The following is a 20,697-nucleotide window of genomic DNA, read 5'->3' as shown; positions in this document are numbered from 1 at the left end:
CTAGTACCCCAGCCATTTTTCTGTTCTCTTCCACTCCGGTGGTTGATAACAATGGCTATGTAGCTCAGTTGGTTAGAGCATCGCACTCATAATGCGGGGGTCACAGGTTCGAATCCCGTCATAGCCACCATTTTTGAAAAACGTTCCTTCAATCAACTGATTGCAAAGAACACTGTTGGGGCATCGCCAAGCGGTAAGGCAGCGGGTTTTGATCTCGCCATACCTAGGTTCGAATCCTAGTGCCCCAGCCATTTTTGCTTGTGTTCGACGAAAGTCGTGCACAAGACGGCTATGTAGCTCAGTTGGTTAGAGCATCGCACTCATAATGCGGGGGTCACAGGTTCGAATCCCGTCATAGCCACCATTATTCTTGCGGAAGTGGCGAAATTGGTAGACGCACCAGATTTAGGTTCTGGCGCCCTAGGCGTGAGAGTTCGAGTCTCTCCTTCCGCACCATCGAAAGCAGTACCAAACAGACCAGCCTAGGCTGGTTTTTTTGTGTCCAGCGTTTGCCTCCCGATGTTTCTCTTCCCCCGTTCACACGCCAGCATATTCCCTGGACCCCCTCTGCCTCTGCCCCTGCGAGTCAGGCAACAAAAAGGCGACCCGCAGGCCGCCTTGGCGTTTGATGCCGTCAGAACGGGAAGAACCAGGGTATGGCGATGACGCTCACCACCATCACCAGCGCCGTGAAGGGCACGCCGATGCGCACGAAATCCACGAACCTGTAGTTGCCGGGCCCGAGCACCAGGGTGTTGACCGGCGAGGAGACCGGCGTCATGAAGGCCGCCGAAGCGGCGATGGCGATCGTCATGGCAAAGGGATAGGGCGAGATCCCCATCTGCTGGGCCGTGCCGAGCGCAATGGGCGCCATCAGCACCGCCGTCGCCGTGTTGGAGATGAAGAGGCCGATGACGGCGCACAGCACAAACAGGCTGGCCAGCATCACCCGCGGCCCCATATCCCCCACCGCCGAGATCAGCGCGCCGACGATGAGATCCACCCCGCCGGTCTGCTGCAGTGCCAGGGCGAAGGGGAGCATGCCCACGATGAGGATCAGGGTCGGCCAGTGGATGGACTTGTAGGCGCTCTCCAGATCGATGCAGCGGAACTTGCCCATCATCAGGCAGGCGATGAGCGCCGCGATGACGTTGGGCACGGGATCCGTCACCATCAGCACTATCATGACCCCGAGCGCGATCAGGGCATGAATGGCCTGGCTGCGGGCCGGCGCCATCTCGTCCACCTCGGCGGGCAGGCCCAGCAGCAGGAAGTCGCGATGATGGGTCTGCAGCTGGCGAATGAGGCTCCAGTTCCCCACCACCAGCAGGGTGTCCCCCATCTGCAGGGCGTCGTCCACCAGCTTGCCGGTCAGCGCCTCGCCAGCGCGACGGATCCCCACCACGTTGAGTCCGTAGTGGGAGCGGAACGCCACCTCGCGGATGCTCTTGCCGAGCAGACGGGAGCCGGGGATAAGCGACACCTCGGCCATGCCCACCTCCCGCGCCTGATCGGAGAAGTACTCCCCGCGCAGTATCATGGGTTCGAGCCGCGCCTCGCTGCAGAACTCCCGCACATCCACCTCGGGATCGGACATGTCGATGAGCAGCACATCCTTGGCCTGGAACTCGGTGACACCGGAGACGGTCACCATCACTCGCCGGAACTTGCGCCAGCGCTCCACCCCGATGACGTTGGCCCCGTAGCGGGCCCGCAGTTGCAGCTCGTCCAGAGTCTGACCGATCAGGGGGGAGTCGGGCCGCAGTGCCAGGCGACGCGCCCGCCCTGCCAGCCGGTAGTCGCGAATGAGATCGCGCATGGTGCTGCGCCCGCTCTGCTTGTGTTTCCCCTCCTCCTCGTCACGCACCAGGGAGGTGCGCATCAGCAGCATGTAGAGGATCCCCATCCCCAGGATGATAACCCCCATGGGAGTGAAGCTGAAGAAGCCGAAGCCGTGAATGTCGTGGCGCATCAGCTCGCTGTTCACCACCATGTTGGGCGGCGTTGCCACCAGAGTCATCATGCCGCTGATGAGGCCGGCAAAACCCAGCGGCATCATCAGCCGCCCGGGCGGGATCCCCATCCTGTTCGCCACGCTCAGCACCACGGGGATGAAGATGGCCACCACGCCGGTAGAACTCATGACGGCGCCCAGGGTGGCCACCGCCACCATCAGCAACACCAGCATGCGGGTCTCGCTGCTGCCGGCCACCTTCACCAGCGCGTCCCCAACCTGATAGGCGATGCCGGTGCGCACCAGCCCCTCCCCCACCACGAACAGGGCGGCGATCAGGATGACGTTGGGATCACTGAAGCCTGCCAGGGCCTGCGGCAGGGTCAGGGTGCCGCTCACCACGAACAGTATGATGATCAGCAAGGCCACCACATCCATGCGTACCTTGTTGGTAATAAACAGGAAGATGGCGCCCACCAGCATGCTGAGCACCCAGATCAACTCGGAATTCACACTCGCTCCTTTCGTTCCTCGCCACCCCGAGCGCACCGGGGCGGATCCCATCAGACCACAGCCAGCTCATCCCCCTTTTGTGACATATCAATAAAGGGGCAGGGCATCATCGCATATCAGGGTGTCATCGGGGGCCTAAAGTTGCCCTTCTCTTTGCTCATTCTTTGAGATGGCTCGGCCCGGGGCGGACAAAAGTCCTGCAAGCGCCCTCGCGTCGCCCCTAGAATACGCCCGGTTCACGCCCCCAATTTTCAAAGGAATCGAAAATGAGCATATTCGAGTGGTTCAGCATCAATCACACCCTGGTGACCATCCCCCTGGGCGGTGGCTACGCCATGTCGTGGATCGAGGCCATCGGCACCCTGTTCGGGCTGGCCTGCATCTGGTGCGCCAGCCAGGAGAAGACCATCAACTACCTGTTCGGTCTCATCAACGTCAGCCTGTTCGCCATCATCTTCTTCCAGATCCAGCTCTACGGCCTGTTGCTGCTGCAGCTGTTCTTCTTCTGCGCCAACCTCTATGGCTGGTACGCCTGGACCCGCCCGGCCAACGCCCAGGGGGATACCCTGCAGATCCGCTGGCTCAGCAAGTCCAAGCTCATCGCCACCGCCGCCGTGAGCGTACTGGCCATCGCCCTGTTGACCCTCTATATCGACCCGGTCTTCGCCGCCCTGGCGCGCACCTCGGTCGCCCTGCTCAACCTGTTTGGCGCCAATCTCGCCACCCCGGAGCCCTCCCCCGATGCCTTCCCCTTCTGGGATGCCAGCATGACGGTGCTCTCCGTGGTGGCCCAGATCCTGATGACCCGCAAGTACGTGGAGAACTGGATCCTCTGGGTGGTCATCAACATCATCAGCATCGGTGTCTATGCCGCCCAGGGGGTCTATGCCATGTCCCTGGAGTACCTGATCCTGCTGTTTATCGCCGCCAACGGTACTCGCCTGTGGATGCTCAGTGCCAAACGTCCGCAACAGGAAGCGATCGCATGAGCCTTCTGCCCCACCTGCAATGCCGCCCGGATCAGATCGCCGAACGGGTGGTGCTGTGCGGCGACCCGGCCCGGGTCGAGCGCATCGCCAGCCAGCTCGATGAGTGTGACGTGCTGGGCCAGCACCGGGAGTTTCGCCTGATCAACGGCCGCCATCAGGGGCTGCCCGTCACGGTGTGCAGCACCGGCATCGGCGGCGCCTCCGCCATCATCGCGCTGGAGGAGCTGGTGCAGGCGGGCGCCCGCACCCTCATCCGGGTCGGCTCCGCCGGCGCCCTGCAGCATGAGATCGCGCTGGGGGATCTTATCGTGGTGGAGGGGGCGGTGCGCAGCGAAGGCGCATCGCAGGCCTATTTGCCGCCTGAGTACCCCGCCTGCGCCGATATCCGCCTGCAGGCCGCCCTGCTCGCCCATCTCGGCACCTGCGAGCATCCCCACTGGCACGGTCTGGTGCGCTCCCACGACAGCTTCTACCGGGATGACGAGCAGGCGGTGTGTCGTTACTGGCACCAGCGGGGGGTGCTGGGGGCAGACATGGAGACCGCCTCCCTGCTCGCCGTGGGGCGCCTGCGTAAGGTGCGGGTGGCCGCCGTGCTCTGCAACGTGGTGGCCTTCGAGCAGGACGTGCAGGAGGGGGTGAGCGACTACGCCGCCAGCGAAGCCGCCATGATGGTCGGCGAGCGGCTGGCCATCGCCGCCGCCCTCCACGCCCTGACGCAATAGAGCGGGTCTGCCGGGGCCGCAACGGCCCCGGCAAAACGTTAAGCCCGGCACATTCGGGGGCACCAGCGCTGGCATCCTGCCCCCGGCCTTGTTAGCCTCATGACCCTCGTCAAGTCGGGCCTTCCCCATGCAGCAACAGCCCTATCCCCTCGGTCGCTTTCACGCCGAGCTTGCCGCACTCGAGCCGCGCTTTGCCGTGGCGCTGGCGGCCTGCACCCTCTATTCGCGCCGCTACCTGCCGGGCGACCCCATCATGCGCCAGGGGGAGCAGTGCGAGCACCTCTATCTGGTGGCCCAGGGCCGCATCTCCCTCAACAGTGCGGTGCACTCGGGGCGGCTGTTTCAGCTCGGCGAGATCGAGTGCCAGCGCCAGATCTTCGGCGAGATGGAGTTCTTCAGCGCCACCCCGGTGCAGTGGAGCGTGGTGGCCGAGACCGAGCTGGATGCCGCCGTCATCTGCGCCGACAAGCTGGCCAAACGGCTGCTGGCCGAGCCCGAGCTGACCCTCTTCTTCGCCGCGGCGCTCGCCAGCGACTATCTCGACACCCTAGACATCACCACCAGCCGGCTGCTGCACCCCATCGCCTACAACATCGCCTTCGAGCTATGGCGCGAGCGCCAGCGCACCCCCATGCTGGGCTCGCGCAAGCGGGCCCACGAGGCGGCGCGCTTCGGCACCACGGAGCGGGTCTACCGGCGCGCCCTCAAGGAGCTGATCGAACAGGGCATCGTCGCCGATGGCCCCGACGGCCCGGTCATCGCCGATCTGGCCAGGCTGCGCGCCTATCTCGAACTTTGACCTTCCTTTACCATCGGAGTCCCCATGCCTGTATCAAACATGTCCGTCTCAAACTACCCCGAGTTCACCTTCTTCAGCCGCTTTGTCGCCGACATCCAGGCCGGCCGCAAGACCATCACCATCCGCGACGAGAGCGAGGCCAACTGGCAGCCCGGCCAGCGCCTGGCCCTGTTCACCAACCCGGAGCTCCAGCCCTTTGGCACTATAGAGGTGCTGTCGGTCAAGGCGGTCACCTTCGAGGATCTGAATGACGAGCACGCCCGCCAGGAGAACATGACCCTGCCCGAGCTCAAACAGGTGATCCGCGACATCTACCCCGCCCTGCCGCCGCTCTATGTGATTGAATTCGCGCTGATTGAAGCCTGATTTTGTGAACCGCCGCATGCCAGCGCCAGCTCATCAGCCTGATCGCCACCCAGCTCAGGGGGATCTGAGTTGGCCCGGGCTCGACGCCGTGCTAAAAGTGTCTCTTTTGAATCAGGTAGGTGCCAAGCGTGTTTGAGATAGCGAGCCTGAGAGAGGCCATGATGCACGGGGTCGAGCTGTTCCAGCTGCTGCTGGAGCTCATCTCCATCGCCTGCGTGGTGATGGGGCTCGGCAAGACCCTCTGGCTGGCGGTGCGGGTGCGGGATCACGAGCCCGGCTTCCCCCGCATCCGGCTCTGTTTCGGCAGCTGGCTCATCCTGGCGCTGGAGTTCCAGCTCGCCGCCGACATCCTGGCCACCACGGTGGCGCCGAGCAAGGAGGAGCTGGTCCGCCTCGCCATCATCGCGGTGATCCGCACCTTCCTGAACTACTTCCTCGGCAAGGAGCTGGACGCCCAGACCGAGCGCCAGCAGGGGCAAGGGGCACAGGCGCGCCAGGATGCTCGGCGCCGAAAAGCGGCGCCCCGTACCGGTACAGCCGTAGCCAAGTGAACGCGAGCGCCCCTGATCGAATGGGCCTCTGGCCTGGGTCACAGCCTATTGTGACCCGGGATACGGCATCTGCGGCCCGGATCTGGTAGGGTGGGCCTTTGCCACAGAGGACGCCCCATGCCTGAACATGCCCCGCTTGAACACTCGCAGCCTGAACACGCGCCATTTGAACGCGCTCAATGTGCAGACTACGACGCCCTGATCTTCGACATGGATGGGACCCTGGTGGACTCCATGCCTCTGCACCTGGATGCCTGGGAGGCGACCAGCGCCGAGTTCGGCCTGCCGTTCGATCGCGTCCAGCTCAACGAGTACGGCGGCATCCCCACCCGCAAGATAGTGGCCATGCTGGCAGAGCAGCACGGGCTGGAGATCGACGTGGAGGCCTTCGCCCAACGCAAGGTTGCCCTCTATCTGGCACGGATCGACGACGTCCGGGTGTTTCCCGCCATGTGGGATCTGGTCAGGCAGTACCACGGCAAGGTGCCCATGGGCATAGGCACGGGTTCATCCCGGGAGCATGCGGCGCACATCTTGCGCCAGACCGGGCTCGATGCCTTCATCCCCGTGCTGGTGAGCGCCGACGACGTCGACAACCACAAGCCCCATCCCGATACCTTCCTCAGGGTGGCCGAGCTGCTCGGCGCCAACCCGGCCAACTGCCTGGTGTTCGAAGACACCCGGATCGGCATTCAGGCGGGCAAGGCCGCGGGCATGACCACCTTGCTGGCCACCGAAGGGGCGCTGCAACGGGTATGACTGATGCGGGCCCGGCCTGACCGGCGGGTCCGCACCAGCTTACTCGGCCTCAGGTTCCCCTTCTTTTCCACCCGTCGGGGCCGGGCCATCCGGCCGCTCAAACCCCAGATCTGACATGCAGTTGTCAAATTCCGACTCCCCCGGTTTGCCATGCTCCTTGCAACTCTCGAACGCCGCCTTCATCTCGGCCGACATCTCACGCGGGGGCTTGGGCGGGGTACGGCTGCCCTGATCGCCCGCGGCGGCAGTCAGGGTGGTGAGGGATAGCAGCAAGGGCAGAACAATCTTCATGACATGACTCCAAAACAGGTGGCATACGCCGCCACGGTGCGGCGATGGCCCACGGCAGCGGGCGGCATCATGCTAGCGGCTCGCCGCGGGCTGATGGGTCAAGGGGAGGTAAAGATCGTGTCAGGCCGGCGAAAATCCATAAAAAAACGCCCCGGGCGGGGCGTTTTGCTCACGGCAGCCATCACATGGCATTGGTGGATTCGAAGATCTTGTCGGCCGAGGCCTCGACGAAGCCCGGGTAGAGCACGCCGTCTGCCTGGGGGTAGCGCAGGGCGAATTCGTAGAAGCAGCTCGGGATGGCGCGCACGCCGTCGCTGAAGGCCACCTCGGCCTTGTCCGCCATGGTGGAGGATTGTTCCAGCATCACCTCGGGATCCCCCTTCACCTCGCCGCCGACGGTGTTGAGCACGAAGCCCGCCGCCTTGAGCGCGGCGTTGACCTGCTCGATGGTGTCGAAGTCAGCCAGGCGGTTGATGTTGACGGTGAAGTGGTTGGCACGGTAGCCCCAGGCCGCCATCCAGGCCGCGTACTCGCTCTCCGCCAGCAGGGTCTGGTAGTCGGAGTGGGAAACCTGCCAGGGCGCGCCGGCATAGAGGAAGGCGGCGGTATCGGTCAGGTGCTCCGGCACCTGATCCACCAGCTTGTGGATGATGGCCTGGGCCGTCTCGGAGAGCTCTTCCACCTTCAGCTCGCTGATGAACACCTTGGGAGCGTCCGGGTCCGCGTGCTCGAAGTGCTTGGCATAGAGCTTCTTGGCCTTGAACACGTACTCCCCCTTCTCCTCGTACCCCAGGGCACGGAAGTGGGCCGCCAGCTTCTCGAGACCGAGCTTGGGCAGGTTGTAGGTCCGGAACGCCACGTGATCGTTGATGATGGGCGCGCCGCCCCCAAGCAGTTGATGTACCTTGTGGGCACTGGGGGTGACCCGAATGTAGTTGTCCCACAGATGGCCAAACAGGGTATCGATATCCTTTTGCATCTCTCTTTCCTTTGATTGCGGGTACAGACAGGGGCACCTCTGGGTGCCCCTCTTTTATTTTCTTGTTATCAGAAGGTCAGGCCGGGAGACAGCTGCTCCGGCATGGCGGCCTTGCTGTCCTCGACGGAGGCAACCGGGTAGGCACAGTAGTCGGCGGCGTAGTAGGCGCTCGCCCTGTGGTTGCCGGAGGCTCCGATGCCGCCGAACGGCGCGGCGCTGGAGGCGCCCGTGATGGGCTTGTTCCAGTTGACGATGCCGGCGCGGATCCGCTTGAAGAAGTGGTTCCAGTCCGCCTCGTTGTCGCCCAGCAGACCGGCCGAGAGGCCGAAGCTGGTGGCATTGCCCTGGTCGATGGCGGCGTCGAAGTCGTCGTAGCGAATGAGCTGCAGCAGCGGGCCGAAGTACTCTTCGTCCGGCAGCGCCTTGACCGCGGTCACGTCGATGATGCCCGGGGAGACGAAACCGGTACCCGCTTCCAGGTGCTTGAGGGAGAGCAGGCTCTCGCCACCGAGGCGCTGCAGGTTGGCCTGGGCCTCGACCATGCCCAGCGCTGCGCGCTCACTGATCATGGCGCCCATGAAGGGTTGCTCGGCGGCATCATAGAGACCGACCTTGATCTGGCCGACCACGTCCACCAGCCGCTTGACCAGGGCATCGCCCCGCTCGCCGCGCTCGACGAACAGGCGACGGGAACAGGTGCAGCGCTGGCCCGAGGTGATGAAGGCGGATTGCACTATGGCGTGCACGGCACCGTCGATGTCGCTCACGTCCTTGACGATGAGGGGGTTGTTGCCGCCCATCTCCAGGGCCAGGATCTTGCCCGGCTGACCGGCAAACTGCTGGTGCAGGAAGTGGCCAGTGCGGGACGAGCCGGTGAAGAAGAGGCCGTCGATGTCCGGATTGCCGGCCAGCGCCTTGCCGGTGTCCACTTCCCCTTGCACCAGGTTGAGCACGCCCTTGGGCAGCCCCGCCTCCTGCCACACCTTGACCATGGCCTCGGCGACCATGGGGGTCAGCTCGGAGGGTTTGAACACCACGGTATTGCCGGCGATCAGCGCCGGAACGATGTGACCGTTGGGCAGGTGGCCCGGGAAGTTGTAGGGGCCGAACACGGCGACCACGCCGTGGGGCTTGTGGCGCACGAACGCCTTGGCGCCCGGCATGGGGTTCTCGACCGTGCCGGTGCGCTCGTCATGGGCGCGGATGGAGATGGCGATCTTGCCCTGCATGGCGGCGACCTCGGTGCGGGTCTCCCACAGGGGCTTGCCGGTTTCCCGGGCGATGGTCAGGGCCAGCGCCTCCTTGTGCTCGCCGAGCAGGTCGGCGTAGCGGCGCACGATGGCCAGACGCTCCTCGAGGGCCAGATCGGACCAATGGTAGAAGGCGCTGCGGGCGGCCTTGACAGCGGCATCGACCTGGGTCTGGCTGGCGGCTTCCCCGTGCCAGATCACTTCATTCCTGGCCGGATCTTTTGATTCGAACGGCTTGCCTTCACCGGCCAGCCACTGGCCATCGATAAACTGGACTAAAGACATCATCAATTCACTCCCTGTGGTGCACAGGCCGCCTCGGCAGCCTGTCTCAATGCGGATTTACCCGTTATTCCAGATCGACGACCCGTACCATGTCGCCATTTTCCACCTTGAGGGCGGCCGCCATCTTGGGCGGAATGATGGCTTCGTGCTTGTCCAGATCGACCCGGATGTTGCCGTAGCAGGCACGGTACTGTTCGAACCTGGCGTTGCAGATGAGGTAGGTGTGGCCGCCGATGGGCTCGCCCACCAGCACCGCCAGCTTCTGGCTGCGGCGCACGCTGCGAATGTTCTTCACCTCGCACTCGACGGTGGGGCCGGCATCGAAGATGTCGACATAGCCGCGGTTCACGAAGCCTTCGTCCTGCAGCATCTTGATGGCCGGACGGGTCTTTTCATGGGTCTGGCCGATGACGGCGCGCGCCTCGTTGCTCAGCAGGTTCACGTAAATGGGGTACTTGGGCATCAGTTCGGCGATGAAGCGCTTCTTGCCGATGCCGGTCAGATAGTCGACGGTGGGGAAATCCATCGAGAAGAAATGCTTTTGCAGCCACTCGTAGAAGGGGCTGTGACCGTTGCCATCGGAGACGCCACGCATCTCGGCAAAGACGGTACTGTCAAACAGCTCGGGGTGCTCGGCCATGAACAGGAAACGGTGCTTGGAAAGCAGGCGGCCATTGAGCCCCTCGCGGGCACATTCACGCAGGAACAGGGTGCAGAGCTCGGAATTGCCGGTGTAGTCGTTGGAGAGGGTGAGTGTCTCCACCACGTTGTAGATGCCGAGCTTGGGTGACGAGTGCACCACCTTGCCGATGTGATAGTTGTAGAACGGTTGGGACAGGCCGACGGCGGCGTCGATGGCGCAGGTGCCGACCATCTCGCCCGTTTCCAGATCCTCGGCCACGAAGAAGTAGAGACAATCTCCCTTGCCGGCCGGTTTGTCCAGGAAGGTCTGGGTCGAGGCATCGATCTTGCGTTGCAGCAACTCATCGTTGACCGGCAGTGAAGTCATGCCGGTGCCGGATTCGATGGCACAGGTTTTGAGGCCGGCGAAGTCGCGCTGCTCGATAGGACGGATAACCAACATAAATGACAACTCCCTTTCATTGACGACAGGTGGGGGCCCGGCTCCTGCCGGGCGGGTTCCCCACCTCAACTAGCCTCAGGCGTTGACCACCTGGGCGACTGCTTTCTCGAACCGGGCCAGACCTTCTTTGATGTCCGCTTCCGGGATCACCAGGGACGGTGTGAAGCGCACCACGTTGGTGCCCGCAACCAGCGCCAGCAGGCCCTGATCGACGGAGGCCAGCAGGAAGTCGCGGGAGCGGCCCTTGAAGTCATCGTTCAGCACGGCGCCCAGCAGCAGACCCTGGCCGCGCACTTCGCTGAAGCAGTGGTACTTGGCGTTGATGGCTTCCAGACCCTGGCGGAACAGCTGCTCGCGCTGCTTGATGCCGCTCAGCACTTCCGGGGTGTTGACCACGTCCAGCACCGCTTCGGCCACGGCGCAAGCCAGCGGGTTGCCGCCGTAGGTAGAGCCGTGAGTACCCACTTTCAGGTGAGCCGCGATCTCGGTGGTGGTCAGCATGGCGCCGATGGGGAAGCCGCCGCCCAGCGCCTTGGCGCTGGTGAGGATGTCCGGCGTGACGCCCAGACCCATATAGGCATAGAGCTCGCCGGTACGGCCGACACCGGACTGCACTTCGTCATAGATCAGCAGGGCGTTGTGCTTGGTGCACAGCTCGCGCACGCCACGGGCGAACTCGTCGGTGGGACGAATGATGCCACCTTCCCCCTGCAGCGGCTCCATCACCACGGCACAGGTATTGTCGGAGATGACGGAGGCCAGCTCTTCCAGGTTGTTGTAGGCCACGTGGGTGATGTCGGCCGGCTTCGGACCGAAGCCATCGGAGTAGGCTGCCTGACCGCCGACGCTGACGGTGAAGAAGGTACGGCCGTGGAAGCCCTGGTGGAAGGCGATGATCTGGGTCTTGTGGGCCCCGAACTTCTCGATGGCGTAGCGGCGGGCCAGCTTGAGGGCGGCTTCGTTCGCTTCGGCACCGGAGTTGCAGAAATAGACCTTCTCGGCGAAGGTGGCGGCGACCAGCTTCTTGGCCAGGCGCAGGGCCGGCTCGTTGGTCATCACGTTGGAGAGGTGCCACAGCTTCTCACCCTGGGTTTTCAGGGCTTCGACCAGCTTGGGATGGCAATGGCCCAGGCCATTGACCGCGATCCCGCCCGCGAAGTCGACATACTCGCGGCCTTCCTGATCCCAGACACGTGATCCCTCGCCGCGGACCGGAATGATCTTGGCCGGCGCATAGTTGGGAACCATCACTTCATCAAACACTTCACGTGTCACTGCCAACAACTCTGACATATTGCTCTCCTGCTATCCCGCGGCAGAATAATCCACCGCCCAAAAGTTAAATCCGTGTAAACGTGGCGGAATTATCACAGAAAAAAAGTAAAAAGTCTGTAACTTGACCGCCTATGAGGAACATTGTTCGATTGCCCGTGAGATTTTAGGCAACCGCATTGCATAACGGCTCAGGGGGTGTTGGCAAGAGATAATTTGGACAGGGAGGAGGGTGAATAAAGTGTCAGGGAAAATTTTTTTCGCCTCATCTCGATTTTGAGGCGCACGTCACAATTTTTTCAGGAAACGGCCAAAAAATTGGCCAATAGCTGGTGGCCCTGCTCGCTCAGGATGCTCTCCGGATGGAACTGAACCCCTTCCAGCGCCAGTGTTTTATGTCGCAGCCCCATGATCTCGTCCCGACTGCCATCGGCGTGCTCGCTCCAGGCGGTGACCTCGAAACAATCCGGCAACGTCTGCGCCTCCACCACCAGAGAGTGGTAGCGGGTCACCCGCAGCGGGTTGTTGAGCCCCCTGAACACCCCCTCCCCCCGATGGCGGATGAGAGAAGTCTTGCCGTGCATCACCTGGCGGGCACGCACCACCCGGGCGCCGAACGCCTGGGCCAGGGACTGGTGGCCGAGACAGACGCCGAGAATGGGGATCTCGCCGGCAAAACGGGAGATGGCCGCCAGTGAAATGCCCGCCTCGTTCGGCGTGCAGGGGCCGGGGGAGATCACCAGATGGCGGGGGGCAAGCCGGGCTATCTCCTCCAGGCTCAGCTCGTCGTTGCGCTTCACCAGCACCTCCTGCTCCAGGGCACCAAAATATTGCACCAGGTTCCACGTAAAGGAGTCGTAGTTGTCGATGAGTAGCAGCATGCAAAAACCCTGGGAGTAAACAGAGACGGTGATCGGACAGCCCATTGCGAGCGTCGGCAGACAAACGCCGCGCATTCTGGCACGTCTGCCCCGGTTAATAAACGCCTGCGGCCCGATAACCGCCGGCAGGGCCGCCCTGGGCGGCCGGCCCCTTGCGGCCGGGATCGCCCCTCCTCTTCCTTGTCGTGATGCTCGCACCTCGTCACGGTCAGGTGCCTCCTGTGGCGACGACGGGGCGAGGCGCTGCGGCCTGACAAGGATCGGCGACGAGCCGGCCCGCATACCATGGTGAATGGCGAGACGCCCCCTTGAAATTCAAAACTGCAATCTTCATCGCAAAAACATAAAACGAAGTTTCATTTTAATTTGATCGCAGTTTTTCATTTTGCTATCGTGCCTTCAACGACAGGATTTCCCGACATATCGTCATCCATGCCGCTTGCGGCCAGGCACTGAGGTTCAACATGCAAACTCGTCAAAGCATCCACAGCGATCACGCCAAACAGCTCGACACCCAGGGCCTGCGCCGTGAGTTTCTGGTGGAGGAGATCTTCACCCCGAACCAGCTGACCATGACCTACAGCCACATCGATCGCATCGTGTTCGGCGGCATCATGCCCCTCGATGCACCGCTCACCTTCTCCGACGAACTCGGCAAGGCGTTCGGGGTCACCTATTTCCTGGAGCGGCGCGAGCTCGGCCTCATCAACATCGGCGGCCCCGGCCTGGTGGTGGTGGATGGCACAACCTATGAAGTGGGCAAGGCCGAGGCCCTCTACGTCGGCCAGGGTGCCCGCGAGCTGAGCTTCGCCAGCGTGGATGCCGCCCAGCCGGCCAAGTTCTACTACAACAGCGCCCCGGCCCACACCCGCTACCCGACCCGCAAGGTCACCCAGGATCAGGCTTCTCCGGCCACCCTGGGGGATGCGGCTACCAGCAACCGTCGCACCATCTACAAGTACCTGGTGCCGGACGTGCTGCCGACCTGCCAGCTCGTCATGGGCATGACCCAGCTCGAAGAGGGCAGCCTGTGGAACACCATGCCCTGCCATACCCACGAGCGCCGCATGGAGGTCTACTTCTACTTCAACATGAAGGAAGACGCCGCCGTCTTCCACATGATGGGCAAGCCGGACGAGACCCGTCACCTGCTGGTGCACAACGAACAGGCCGTCATCTCCCCGAGCTGGTCCATTCACTCCGGCGTCGGCACCCAGGCCTACACCTTCATCTGGGGCATGGTGGGCGAGAACCAGGTGTTCGGTGACATGGACCATGTCGCCGTCCAGGACCTGCGCTGACCGGCTTCCCCCTCGCGAGCCGCCCAGGCGGCTCCTGCGAGACACTTAATCCCACGCCCTCCCGGGGCTTAGAGGTAACAACATGATTCTCAATGCATTCGATCTGAAAGGTAAGGTCGCCATCGTCACCGGTTGCGACACCGGTCTGGGCCAGGGCATGGCTCTGGGACTCGCCGAGGCGGGTTGTGACATCGTCGGCATCAACATCGTCGAGCCCACCGACACCATCGCCAAGGTCGAGGCCATCGGTCGCCGCTTCCTGAGCCTGAAGGCGGATGTCAGCAAGGTGGACACCCTGCCGGCGCTGGTGGATCAGGCGGTCTCCCACTTTGGTCGCGTCGACGTGCTGGTGAACAACGCCGGCATCATCCGCCGGGAAGACGCCATCAACTTCAGCGAGAAGGACTGGGACGATGTGATGAACATCAACATCAAGAGCGTCTTCTTCATGTCCCAGGCGGTGGCCAGGCAGTTCATGGCCCAGGGCGAGGGTGGCAAGATCGTCAACATCGCCTCCATGCTCTCCTACCAAGGTGGCATCCGGGTGCCCTCCTACACCGCCTCCAAGAGCGGCGTCATGGGCATCACCCGCCTGCTGGCCAACGAGTGGGCGAGCAAGGGCATCAACGTCAACGCCATCGCCCCCGGCTACATGGCCACCAACAACACCGCCGCCCTGCGTGCCGACGATGACCGCAACGCCGCCATCCTGGAGCGGATCCCGGCGGGTCGCTGGGGTGTGCCGGACGACATGATGGGCCCCGTGGTGTTCCTGGCCTCCTCCGCCTCGGACTACATCAACGGCTACACCGTCGCCGTGGACGGTGGCTGGCTGGCCCGTTGATCCCCGTTTCATAGACAAGGCGCCACCCGGCGCCTTTTGTCGTTGCTCTGACAGGAAGACACCATGTTCCTCGACAGTCTCTGGTTTGCCCAGGGGGTCGGCCTGCTGGCCTGCCTGGTGGGTGCCACGGCGTTCATGCAGCGCCAGGACAGCAAGCTTCGGCTCCACCTCACCCTCAATGGCACCCTGATGGGGCTGCACTTTCTGCTGCTGGGATCCTCGGTGGCCGCCATCAACTGCCTGCTCTGTGCGGTGCGCAACTGGGTGTCCGGTTACTACCGCGGCCTAGGTGTCATGGTGCTGTTTCTGACATTGGCCTGGCTGCTGGTCATTCCCCAGATTGGCCACCCGGTCCAGATACTCACCCTGATCGGCACGACCCTCAGCACCTATGCCCTGTTTCGCCTGAACGGCGTCGCCATGAGGCTGTGCATGCTGTGCAGCACCGTCTGCTGGTTGACCCACAATATCTGGGCGGGCTCCATCGGCGGCATCCTGCAGGAGAGCATCTTCTTCGTCATCAACAGCCACACCATCTTCCGGCTCTACAAGACCGCCCCCCAGGACGCCCGGGGATAAGTACCAGAGCCAGATGCCGGGGCAGAAACAAAAAGAGCAGGCCGGAGCCTGCTCTTTTGCATTGCGATGAAGCCGCCTCAGCCGCGATGGCCGAAGGGGTAGTCGTGGAAGCCGAGACCGGCAGAGATCCTGGCCGCCGCCTCATGCAGCTGAGCTACCAGAGAGGCCTTGTCCTCCTCGTGGAAGCGCACCAAGGGCAGAGACAGGGAGAGCCCCGCGATGATCCGCCCCATGCGGCTGTAAATGGGCACCGCAAAACAGCGCAGACCGTGTTCCATCTCTTCCCTGTCTTCCGCATAGCCTTGCTCGCGCACCTGGGCCAGCTCCACCAGCAGGGCATCGACGTCCGCCAGGGTGTGCTCGGTGAAGCGCTCGAAGGTCACGCCCGCCAGCATGGCGCGCACCTCGGTCTCCGGCAGCCAGGCCATCATCACCTTGCCAAGGCCGGTGCTGTAGAGCGGGCGGCGGCGGCCGATGCGGGAGTACATCCGCAGGTTGTATTCGGAGTCGATCTTGTGCAGGTAGACGATGCTGTCTTCGTCCAGCATCCCCAGGTGCAGGGTCTCTTTGGTCTGCTTGCCGAGACGGTACATCTGCTCGTCGGCAATCTGCACCAGATCCTGGTGCTCCAGCGCCTTGGCACCGAGCTCGAACAGCTTCAGGCTGAGGGCATACTTGTCCGTCTCCCCCTCCTGGGAGACGTACCCCAGGGTCTTCATGGTCTGCAAGAAGCGGTAGACGGTGCTCTTGGACATCATGATCCGCTGGGAGAGCTCGGTCACCCCGATCTCTTTCTGTTCCCCCAGCGCCTGCAGTATGCCGAATACCTTGAGTACCGATGACACCGATTCTGGTGAGTTGTCTATCATCGACATGATTCATTTCCAAAAAAAATGGTTGGCCGTTTCATTGTATTTAAAATGAACCTGGCATCATAGGGATGCTGACAATTATCCAGCCAAATCCATCATTTATAGGTAGAGAATGTGGTCTTGCTCACGCAGGGTCCCACCGCATCCCGCTCCTCCCGCCGCCTCGCCTCCCCCTGGACAACCTCTCTCCCGCCAGACATAAGACCAATGTCACAAATTTAATGAAATTACGTTTCAATAGTTTTTTATTGAAGCGCCATTAAATAAAATGGCCAGGTCACCAACGCGGATTACGCGGGAGGAGTTATGTCAGTCAAGGTCGCCGTCATCGGCGAGTGCATGATCGAGCTGTCGGAAAACCAGGCAGGCATCGTGCGCCATTTCGGAGGGGATACCCTCAACACCGCCGTCTACCTGGCGCGGGCCAATCCACAGGTCTCGGTGCACTATGTCAGCGCCCTCGGCACCGATCCCATGAGCGAGGCCATGCTGACGCAGTGGCAACAGGAGGGGGTGCACACCGCTCTGGTGCAGCGCCTCGGCCACAAGCTGCCGGGCCTCTACCTCATCGAGACCGACGACAGGGGGGAGCGCACCTTCCACTACTGGCGTAGCGATGCGGCGGCACGCTACTGGTTGCAGACCCCGCAAGCCGTCGCCATCTGCCAGCAGTTGCACGATGTGGACTACATCTACCTGAGCGGGATCAGTCTCGCCATCCTGTCACCGGATGACAGGCTGACCCTGCTGCGGCTGCTGGCCGACTGCCGCGCCACCGGCGTCAGGATCGCCTTTGACAACAACTATCGCCCGCGCCTGTGGGAGAGCCGGGAAGCCGCGCAGCAGACCTATGGCGCCATGCTGGCCCTGACCGATCTCGCCTTCCTGACCCTGGATGACGACGTGGCGCTCTGGGGCGACAGCGATGAAGACCAGTGCCTGGCCCGGACCCAGGCTCTTGGCGTGGACGAGATCGTCATCAAGCGCGGCGCCGAGCCCTGCCTCATCGTCCGCCAGGCGGAGCGCTGCGAGGTGCCGGCCGTGGCCCTGCCCAAGGCGCGCGTGATCGACACGACCGCGGCCGGCGACTCCTTCAGCGCCGGTTATCTCGCCACCCGGCTGGCCGGGCAACCCGTGACCGAGTCGGCCCGCTACGCCCATCAACTGGCCAGCACCGTCATTCAACATCGGGGCGCCATCATCCCCCTGGCAGCCATGCCGCAATCCGTCACGACAGACCAACACTCCAACGAGGTTTCCCATGTCCACACTGCTTGAACAACTCGCCCTGCTGAAAGTCATTCCCGTCATCGCCATCCAGGACGCCGACGACGCCGTTGCCCTCGGCCGCACCCTGATGGAGAACGGCATGCCCAGCGCCGAGATCACCTTCCGCACCCCGGCCGCCGCCGAGGCCATTCGCCGCATGCGCCAGGCCTTCCCCCAGATGCTGATCGGTGCCGGCACCGTGCTGACCACGGCCCAGGTCGACCAGGCCATCGAGGCGGGCGCCGACTTCATCGTGAGCCCGGGGCTCAACCCGCGCATCGTGCAATACTGCCAGGCCCGCGGGGCGACCATCATCCCCGGTGTCAACAACCCCAGCCTGGTCGAGCAGGCCATGGAACTCGGGTTGAACACCCTCAAGTTCTTCCCGGCGGAATCCTCCGGCGGGCTCGGCATGCTCAAGGCCATGAGCGCCGTCTACCCTGTCTCCTTCATGCCCACCGGCGGCATCAGCCCGAGCAATGTGAAGGACTACCTCGCCCTGCCCGCGGTCTTCGCCTGCGGCGGCACCTGGATGGTGCCCGCCAACCTCATCGACAACCGTGAATGGGACAAGATTGGTGCCCTTACCAAGCAGGCCATGATGGCCCTCTGATCCCTGCCGGGCCCGCCGCAACGGGCCCGCCTTCCCTGTTTCCCGACGCCATCCCCGCCGCGGCGATGGCCCCACCCAAGGACATTGCCCATGATCGTTGGCAACCTGAAGCAACTCGACATCGCCATGCTGCCCCCCGCCCTGCTGCGGCTCCTCTCCCGTCCCGAGCTCTCCCTGCAGCGCCTGCAGCAGCAGGAGGAAGGCAGGCACGAGGTCATCGACGACGCCGTCTTCTATCTCGTCTCTAGCCCCACCACAGACGAGGAGGCGAATCTGAGGAGCGAATTTCACGACCGCTACCTGGATATCCAGATAGTGCTGTCCGGGCAGGAGGGGATCGCCCTCAGCCCCACCGTTCCCTCCCCCCACGCCTATCAGGAGACCCGTCCCGACCTTATCTTTTTGGACAACCCGGCGATCACCAGCCGGCTGCTGCTGGCGGCCGGCGACTTCGCCGTCTTCTACCCCGGCGAGGTGCACAGGCCCACCTGCCAGGTCGGCGCCCCGGCCAGGATCCGCAAGGTCGTGTTCAAGATCTGCAAGGAGTGGCTCGCCGCCCAGTGAGGCGCCCCTCTGCTCCCAAGTTCTAGGGGCGTTCGGTGTTCCCGACCGCCCCAGAGCCAAAGCCGGTCAGCCGGCCTCCCCTCACCGCACTTTCTCCCCCCTTTCCGTTGTCCCTTGGGAGCCCAGGCTCCCCTTTTTCTCCCCCGAGAAAAGCCATCTAAAGCCCAAATGAATCGCCCTTCAATACCGGCAGCAATCTGCAATCACAAATTTTGATTTTTGATTTCCACAAATCCGGAACGCCATTTCATTAACTTGAGTTTGATCACTGAAATGGCACCGGATTCGCGTAGCATGAGCCTCATCAAAATAACCAAACCCAGAAGGGGTCACACATGCGTACAATGAATGCTCTGCCCAAGTTGTCTCTGATTGGCACAGTGGTCGCCGCGAGTCTGCTGCTGGCGGGATGTGGTGAAGACAGCAAGGCTGCTGGTCCCGTGATCTTGAAGACGGCGTTCAACCAGTCCGAACACAACCCCCAGTTCAAGGCGCTCGAAGACTTCAGCCAGAAACTGGAAGCCGCCACCGGCGGCAAGTACAAGCTGGAGATCCACCCGAACGAACTGCTGGGTGATCAGCGTGCCGCGCTGGAGCTGGTGCAGTCCGGCGCCATCCAGCTGGCGGTGGTCGCCAACCCCCTGGTCGAGAACTTCAACAAGAACTTCTCCGTCCTCGCCATGCCCTACATCTATGACAACCCGGAGCACCAGCGCAGAGTCTTTACCGGCGATACCCTGAGCGCCCTGTTCAGCTCCACCAAGGGCAACGGCTTCGAGGTACTGACCGCCTATACCGCCGGCGCCCGCAGCATGTACGTCAAGGGTGCCCCCATCCAGACGCCCGAAGACATGAAAGGGAAGAAGATCCGCGTCATGCAGTCCGACACCATGGTCAAGATGCTGGGTTGCATGGGTGGCACCGGCGTGCCCATGGGGCAGGGGGAGGTCTACTCCGCCATCCAGCAAGGGGTTCTGGACGGGGCTGAAAACAACGAGATCACCTACGCCGACCTGAAGCAGTACGAAGTGGCACCCCACTTCTCCTACACCCGTCACGTGATGGTGGCCGATCTACTGGTGGTCAACGAGAACTTCCTGGAGCAGATGGATGCCGCCGATCAGGCCACCTTCCGCAAGCTGGCCAAGGAGAGTACGGCGACCGAGTTCGACCTCTTCGCCCAGGCGCTGGAAACGGCCAAGCAGAACGCCACCAGCCAGGGGGCCACCTTCACCGAAGTGGACATCACCCCCTTCCAGGCGCGCTGCAAGCCGCTGCAAGAGACCCTGCTGACCACCCCGGAGCAGAAAGACATCTTCACCAAGATCCGCGCATTAGCCAACTGATGCCTGCTGCAGTCAGGGGCTGCCATGGTGGCCCCTCCTATAAGGATCCATCATGACATCCCCTCGCCCATCGGCTTCTCACCCTGCACCTCATGAGCACCCCCTTCAGGGCGGTTTCTGCGCCGCCCTGGCCAGGTTCAAGCAGAGGGTGGATCTCGCCGTCGCCTATTTCTGCATCGCCCTCGTGGGGGTGATGACCGTGCTGGTCACCTACCAGGTCGTGACCCGCTATCTGTTCAACAGCCCGAGCGCGGTGAGCGAAGTGCTCTCCCGCTACCTCTTCATCTGGCTGGTGCTGATCGGGAGCGCCTATGTCTTCGGCTTGCGCGAGCACATGGCCATCACCTTCATGCGCGATCGCATGCCCCACAATGTCCGCATCCTGATGGAGATGCTCGGCGAGCTGGCCACCGCGGCCTTTGCCCTGCTGGTCCTGACGGTGGGCGGCTACATCGGCATGAATCGCCAGATGGGGCAGCTCGACTCCGCGCTGCAGATCCCCGTCGGGGTCATCTACGCCGCCATCCCCCTGTGCGGCGCGCTGACCCTCTTCTATTGCCTGTACAACCAGTACGGGTTGGCCAAGCAATTCTCCTTCAAGCAAAAGGTGTAAC

The 20,697-nt window shown here is 62.9% G+C and carries 22 protein-coding genes and 4 tRNA genes; 18 read left to right on the top strand and 8 right to left on the bottom strand.

What is annotated here, in order from left to right:
- Positions 1 to 53 precede the first annotated feature (53 nt).
- The 4 genes from BN1136_RS12100 to BN1136_RS12085 all read left to right on the top strand — a co-directional run bounded on the left by BN1136_RS12100 (position 54) and on the right by BN1136_RS12085 (position 456).
- Positions 54 to 130: transfer RNA gene (locus BN1136_RS12100), tRNA-Met, on the top strand.
- A 46-nt stretch (positions 131 to 176) separates the two neighbouring features.
- Positions 177 to 251 (top strand) — tRNA-Gln (locus tag BN1136_RS12095).
- 36 nt (positions 252 to 287) lie between these two features.
- Positions 288 to 364 (top strand) — tRNA-Met (locus BN1136_RS12090).
- 8 nt (positions 365 to 372) lie between these two features.
- A tRNA-Leu gene (locus BN1136_RS12085) sits at positions 373 to 456 on the top strand.
- A 178-nt stretch (positions 457 to 634) separates the two neighbouring features.
- Here BN1136_RS12085 and BN1136_RS12080 read toward each other — a convergent pair.
- The gene (locus BN1136_RS12080; RefSeq protein WP_043762080.1) at positions 635 to 2,467 is read right to left on the bottom strand and encodes an SLC13 family permease; all 1,833 of its coding nucleotides are present in this window, start codon (positions 2,465 to 2,467) and stop codon (positions 635 to 637) included.
- 266 nt (positions 2,468 to 2,733) lie between these two features.
- On the opposite strand from BN1136_RS12080, the gene pnuC reads away from it, so the two are divergent.
- The 6 genes from pnuC (at position 2,734) to BN1136_RS12050 (ending at position 6,653) form a co-directional block, all read left to right on the top strand.
- A complete protein-coding gene (gene pnuC / locus BN1136_RS12075; protein ID WP_043762081.1) occupies positions 2,734 to 3,456 on the top strand; it encodes a nicotinamide riboside transporter PnuC in 723 nt (240 codons plus the stop codon).
- Positions 3,453 to 4,178 (top strand): nucleoside phosphorylase, encoded by a 726-nt coding sequence (locus tag BN1136_RS12070; RefSeq protein ID WP_043762082.1) that lies wholly within the window; start codon positions 3,453 to 3,455, stop codon positions 4,176 to 4,178. Before pnuC ends, BN1136_RS12070 begins: the two co-directional genes overlap by 4 nt.
- Positions 4,179 to 4,305: 127 nt before the next feature.
- Entirely contained in the window at positions 4,306 to 4,977 is a 672-nt protein-coding gene (locus tag BN1136_RS12065; protein ID WP_043762083.1) for a Crp/Fnr family transcriptional regulator, read from the top strand.
- 39 nt (positions 4,978 to 5,016) lie between these two features.
- A complete protein-coding gene (gene yqfB / locus BN1136_RS12060; RefSeq protein ID WP_043762084.1) occupies positions 5,017 to 5,343 on the top strand; it encodes a N(4)-acetylcytidine aminohydrolase in 327 nt (108 codons plus the stop codon).
- 128 nt (positions 5,344 to 5,471) lie between these two features.
- Entirely contained in the window at positions 5,472 to 5,894 is a 423-nt protein-coding gene (locus tag BN1136_RS12055) for a DUF1622 domain-containing protein (protein WP_167332236.1), read from the top strand.
- A 117-nt stretch (positions 5,895 to 6,011) separates the two neighbouring features.
- The gene (locus BN1136_RS12050) at positions 6,012 to 6,653 is read left to right on the top strand and encodes an HAD family hydrolase (RefSeq protein WP_081843806.1); all 642 of its coding nucleotides are present in this window, start codon (positions 6,012 to 6,014) and stop codon (positions 6,651 to 6,653) included.
- Positions 6,654 to 6,692: 39 nt separating this feature from the next.
- On the opposite strand, the gene BN1136_RS12045 is transcribed toward BN1136_RS12050, so the two are convergent.
- The 6 genes from BN1136_RS12045 to BN1136_RS12020 all read right to left on the bottom strand — a co-directional run bounded on the left by BN1136_RS12045 (position 6,693) and on the right by BN1136_RS12020 (position 12,695).
- On the bottom strand, positions 6,693 to 6,944 hold the full coding sequence (locus BN1136_RS12045; protein ID WP_043808550.1) for a hypothetical protein: 252 nt from the start codon (positions 6,942 to 6,944) through the stop codon (positions 6,693 to 6,695).
- 181 nt (positions 6,945 to 7,125) lie between these two features.
- Positions 7,126 to 7,923, bottom strand: coding sequence for a DUF1338 domain-containing protein (locus tag BN1136_RS12040; RefSeq protein WP_043762087.1), 798 nt, complete (start codon positions 7,921 to 7,923; stop codon positions 7,126 to 7,128).
- 68 nt (positions 7,924 to 7,991) lie between these two features.
- Positions 7,992 to 9,461: a succinylglutamate-semialdehyde dehydrogenase gene (astD, locus tag BN1136_RS12035; protein WP_043762088.1), complete on the bottom strand. Its 1,470-nt coding sequence runs from the start codon at positions 9,459 to 9,461 to the stop codon at positions 7,992 to 7,994.
- Positions 9,462 to 9,522: 61 nt separating this feature from the next.
- Positions 9,523 to 10,542, bottom strand: coding sequence for an arginine N-succinyltransferase (astA, locus tag BN1136_RS12030; RefSeq protein WP_042078978.1), 1,020 nt, complete (start codon positions 10,540 to 10,542; stop codon positions 9,523 to 9,525).
- 75 nt (positions 10,543 to 10,617) lie between these two features.
- On the bottom strand, positions 10,618 to 11,835 hold the full coding sequence (locus BN1136_RS12025; RefSeq protein ID WP_043762089.1) for an aspartate aminotransferase family protein: 1,218 nt from the start codon (positions 11,833 to 11,835) through the stop codon (positions 10,618 to 10,620).
- 278 nt (positions 11,836 to 12,113) lie between these two features.
- The gene (locus tag BN1136_RS12020; RefSeq protein WP_043762090.1) at positions 12,114 to 12,695 is read right to left on the bottom strand and encodes an aminodeoxychorismate synthase component II; all 582 of its coding nucleotides are present in this window, start codon (positions 12,693 to 12,695) and stop codon (positions 12,114 to 12,116) included.
- A gap of 464 nt (positions 12,696 to 13,159) precedes the next feature.
- Here BN1136_RS12020 and kduI point away from each other — a divergent pair, with 464 nt between their 5' ends.
- The 3 genes from kduI to BN1136_RS12005 all read left to right on the top strand — a co-directional run bounded on the left by kduI (position 13,160) and on the right by BN1136_RS12005 (position 15,419).
- Complete coding sequence (gene kduI, locus BN1136_RS12015) at positions 13,160 to 13,996, top strand: 5-dehydro-4-deoxy-D-glucuronate isomerase (protein ID WP_043762092.1); 837 nt, start codon at positions 13,160 to 13,162, stop codon at positions 13,994 to 13,996.
- 82 nt (positions 13,997 to 14,078) lie between these two features.
- Positions 14,079 to 14,840: a 2-dehydro-3-deoxy-D-gluconate 5-dehydrogenase KduD gene (gene kduD, locus BN1136_RS12010; protein ID WP_043762093.1), complete on the top strand. Its 762-nt coding sequence runs from the start codon at positions 14,079 to 14,081 to the stop codon at positions 14,838 to 14,840.
- A 63-nt stretch (positions 14,841 to 14,903) separates the two neighbouring features.
- Positions 14,904 to 15,419: a YgjV family protein gene (locus tag BN1136_RS12005; RefSeq protein ID WP_043762095.1), complete on the top strand. Its 516-nt coding sequence runs from the start codon at positions 14,904 to 14,906 to the stop codon at positions 15,417 to 15,419.
- Positions 15,420 to 15,496: 77 nt separating this feature from the next.
- On the opposite strand, the gene kdgR is transcribed toward BN1136_RS12005, so the two are convergent.
- Positions 15,497 to 16,288 carry a DNA-binding transcriptional regulator KdgR gene (kdgR, locus tag BN1136_RS12000; RefSeq protein WP_152552636.1) on the bottom strand — a complete coding sequence of 264 codons (792 nt, stop codon included), beginning with the start codon at positions 16,286 to 16,288 and terminating at the stop codon, positions 15,497 to 15,499.
- Between the two features lie 309 nt (positions 16,289 to 16,597).
- On the opposite strand from kdgR, the gene kdgK reads away from it, so the two are divergent.
- The 5 genes from kdgK (at position 16,598) to BN1136_RS11975 (ending at position 20,696) form a co-directional block, all read left to right on the top strand.
- Positions 16,598 to 17,569, top strand: coding sequence for a 2-dehydro-3-deoxygluconokinase (gene kdgK, locus BN1136_RS11995; RefSeq protein WP_043762098.1), 972 nt, complete (start codon positions 16,598 to 16,600; stop codon positions 17,567 to 17,569).
- Positions 17,553 to 18,173: a bifunctional 4-hydroxy-2-oxoglutarate aldolase/2-dehydro-3-deoxy-phosphogluconate aldolase gene (locus tag BN1136_RS11990; protein WP_043762099.1), complete on the top strand. Its 621-nt coding sequence runs from the start codon at positions 17,553 to 17,555 to the stop codon at positions 18,171 to 18,173. The genes kdgK and BN1136_RS11990 overlap by 17 nt, the downstream gene beginning before the upstream one ends.
- A gap of 90 nt (positions 18,174 to 18,263) precedes the next feature.
- Positions 18,264 to 18,737 carry a NanQ anomerase/TabA/YiaL family protein gene (locus tag BN1136_RS11985; RefSeq protein ID WP_043762101.1) on the top strand — a complete coding sequence of 158 codons (474 nt, stop codon included), beginning with the start codon at positions 18,264 to 18,266 and terminating at the stop codon, positions 18,735 to 18,737.
- 335 nt (positions 18,738 to 19,072) lie between these two features.
- Positions 19,073 to 20,083, top strand: coding sequence for a TRAP transporter substrate-binding protein (locus BN1136_RS11980; RefSeq protein ID WP_043762103.1), 1,011 nt, complete (start codon positions 19,073 to 19,075; stop codon positions 20,081 to 20,083).
- 52 nt (positions 20,084 to 20,135) lie between these two features.
- Complete coding sequence (locus BN1136_RS11975) at positions 20,136 to 20,696, top strand: TRAP transporter small permease (RefSeq protein ID WP_081843807.1); 561 nt, start codon at positions 20,136 to 20,138, stop codon at positions 20,694 to 20,696.
- Position 20,697: the final 1 nt, after the last annotated feature.

Origin of the sequence: Aeromonas taiwanensis, from assembly GCF_000820165.1 — a bacterium.
GTDB lineage: Bacteria > Pseudomonadota > Gammaproteobacteria > Enterobacterales > Aeromonadaceae > Aeromonas > Aeromonas taiwanensis.
This window is presented reverse-complemented; position numbering and strand designations above follow the sequence as displayed.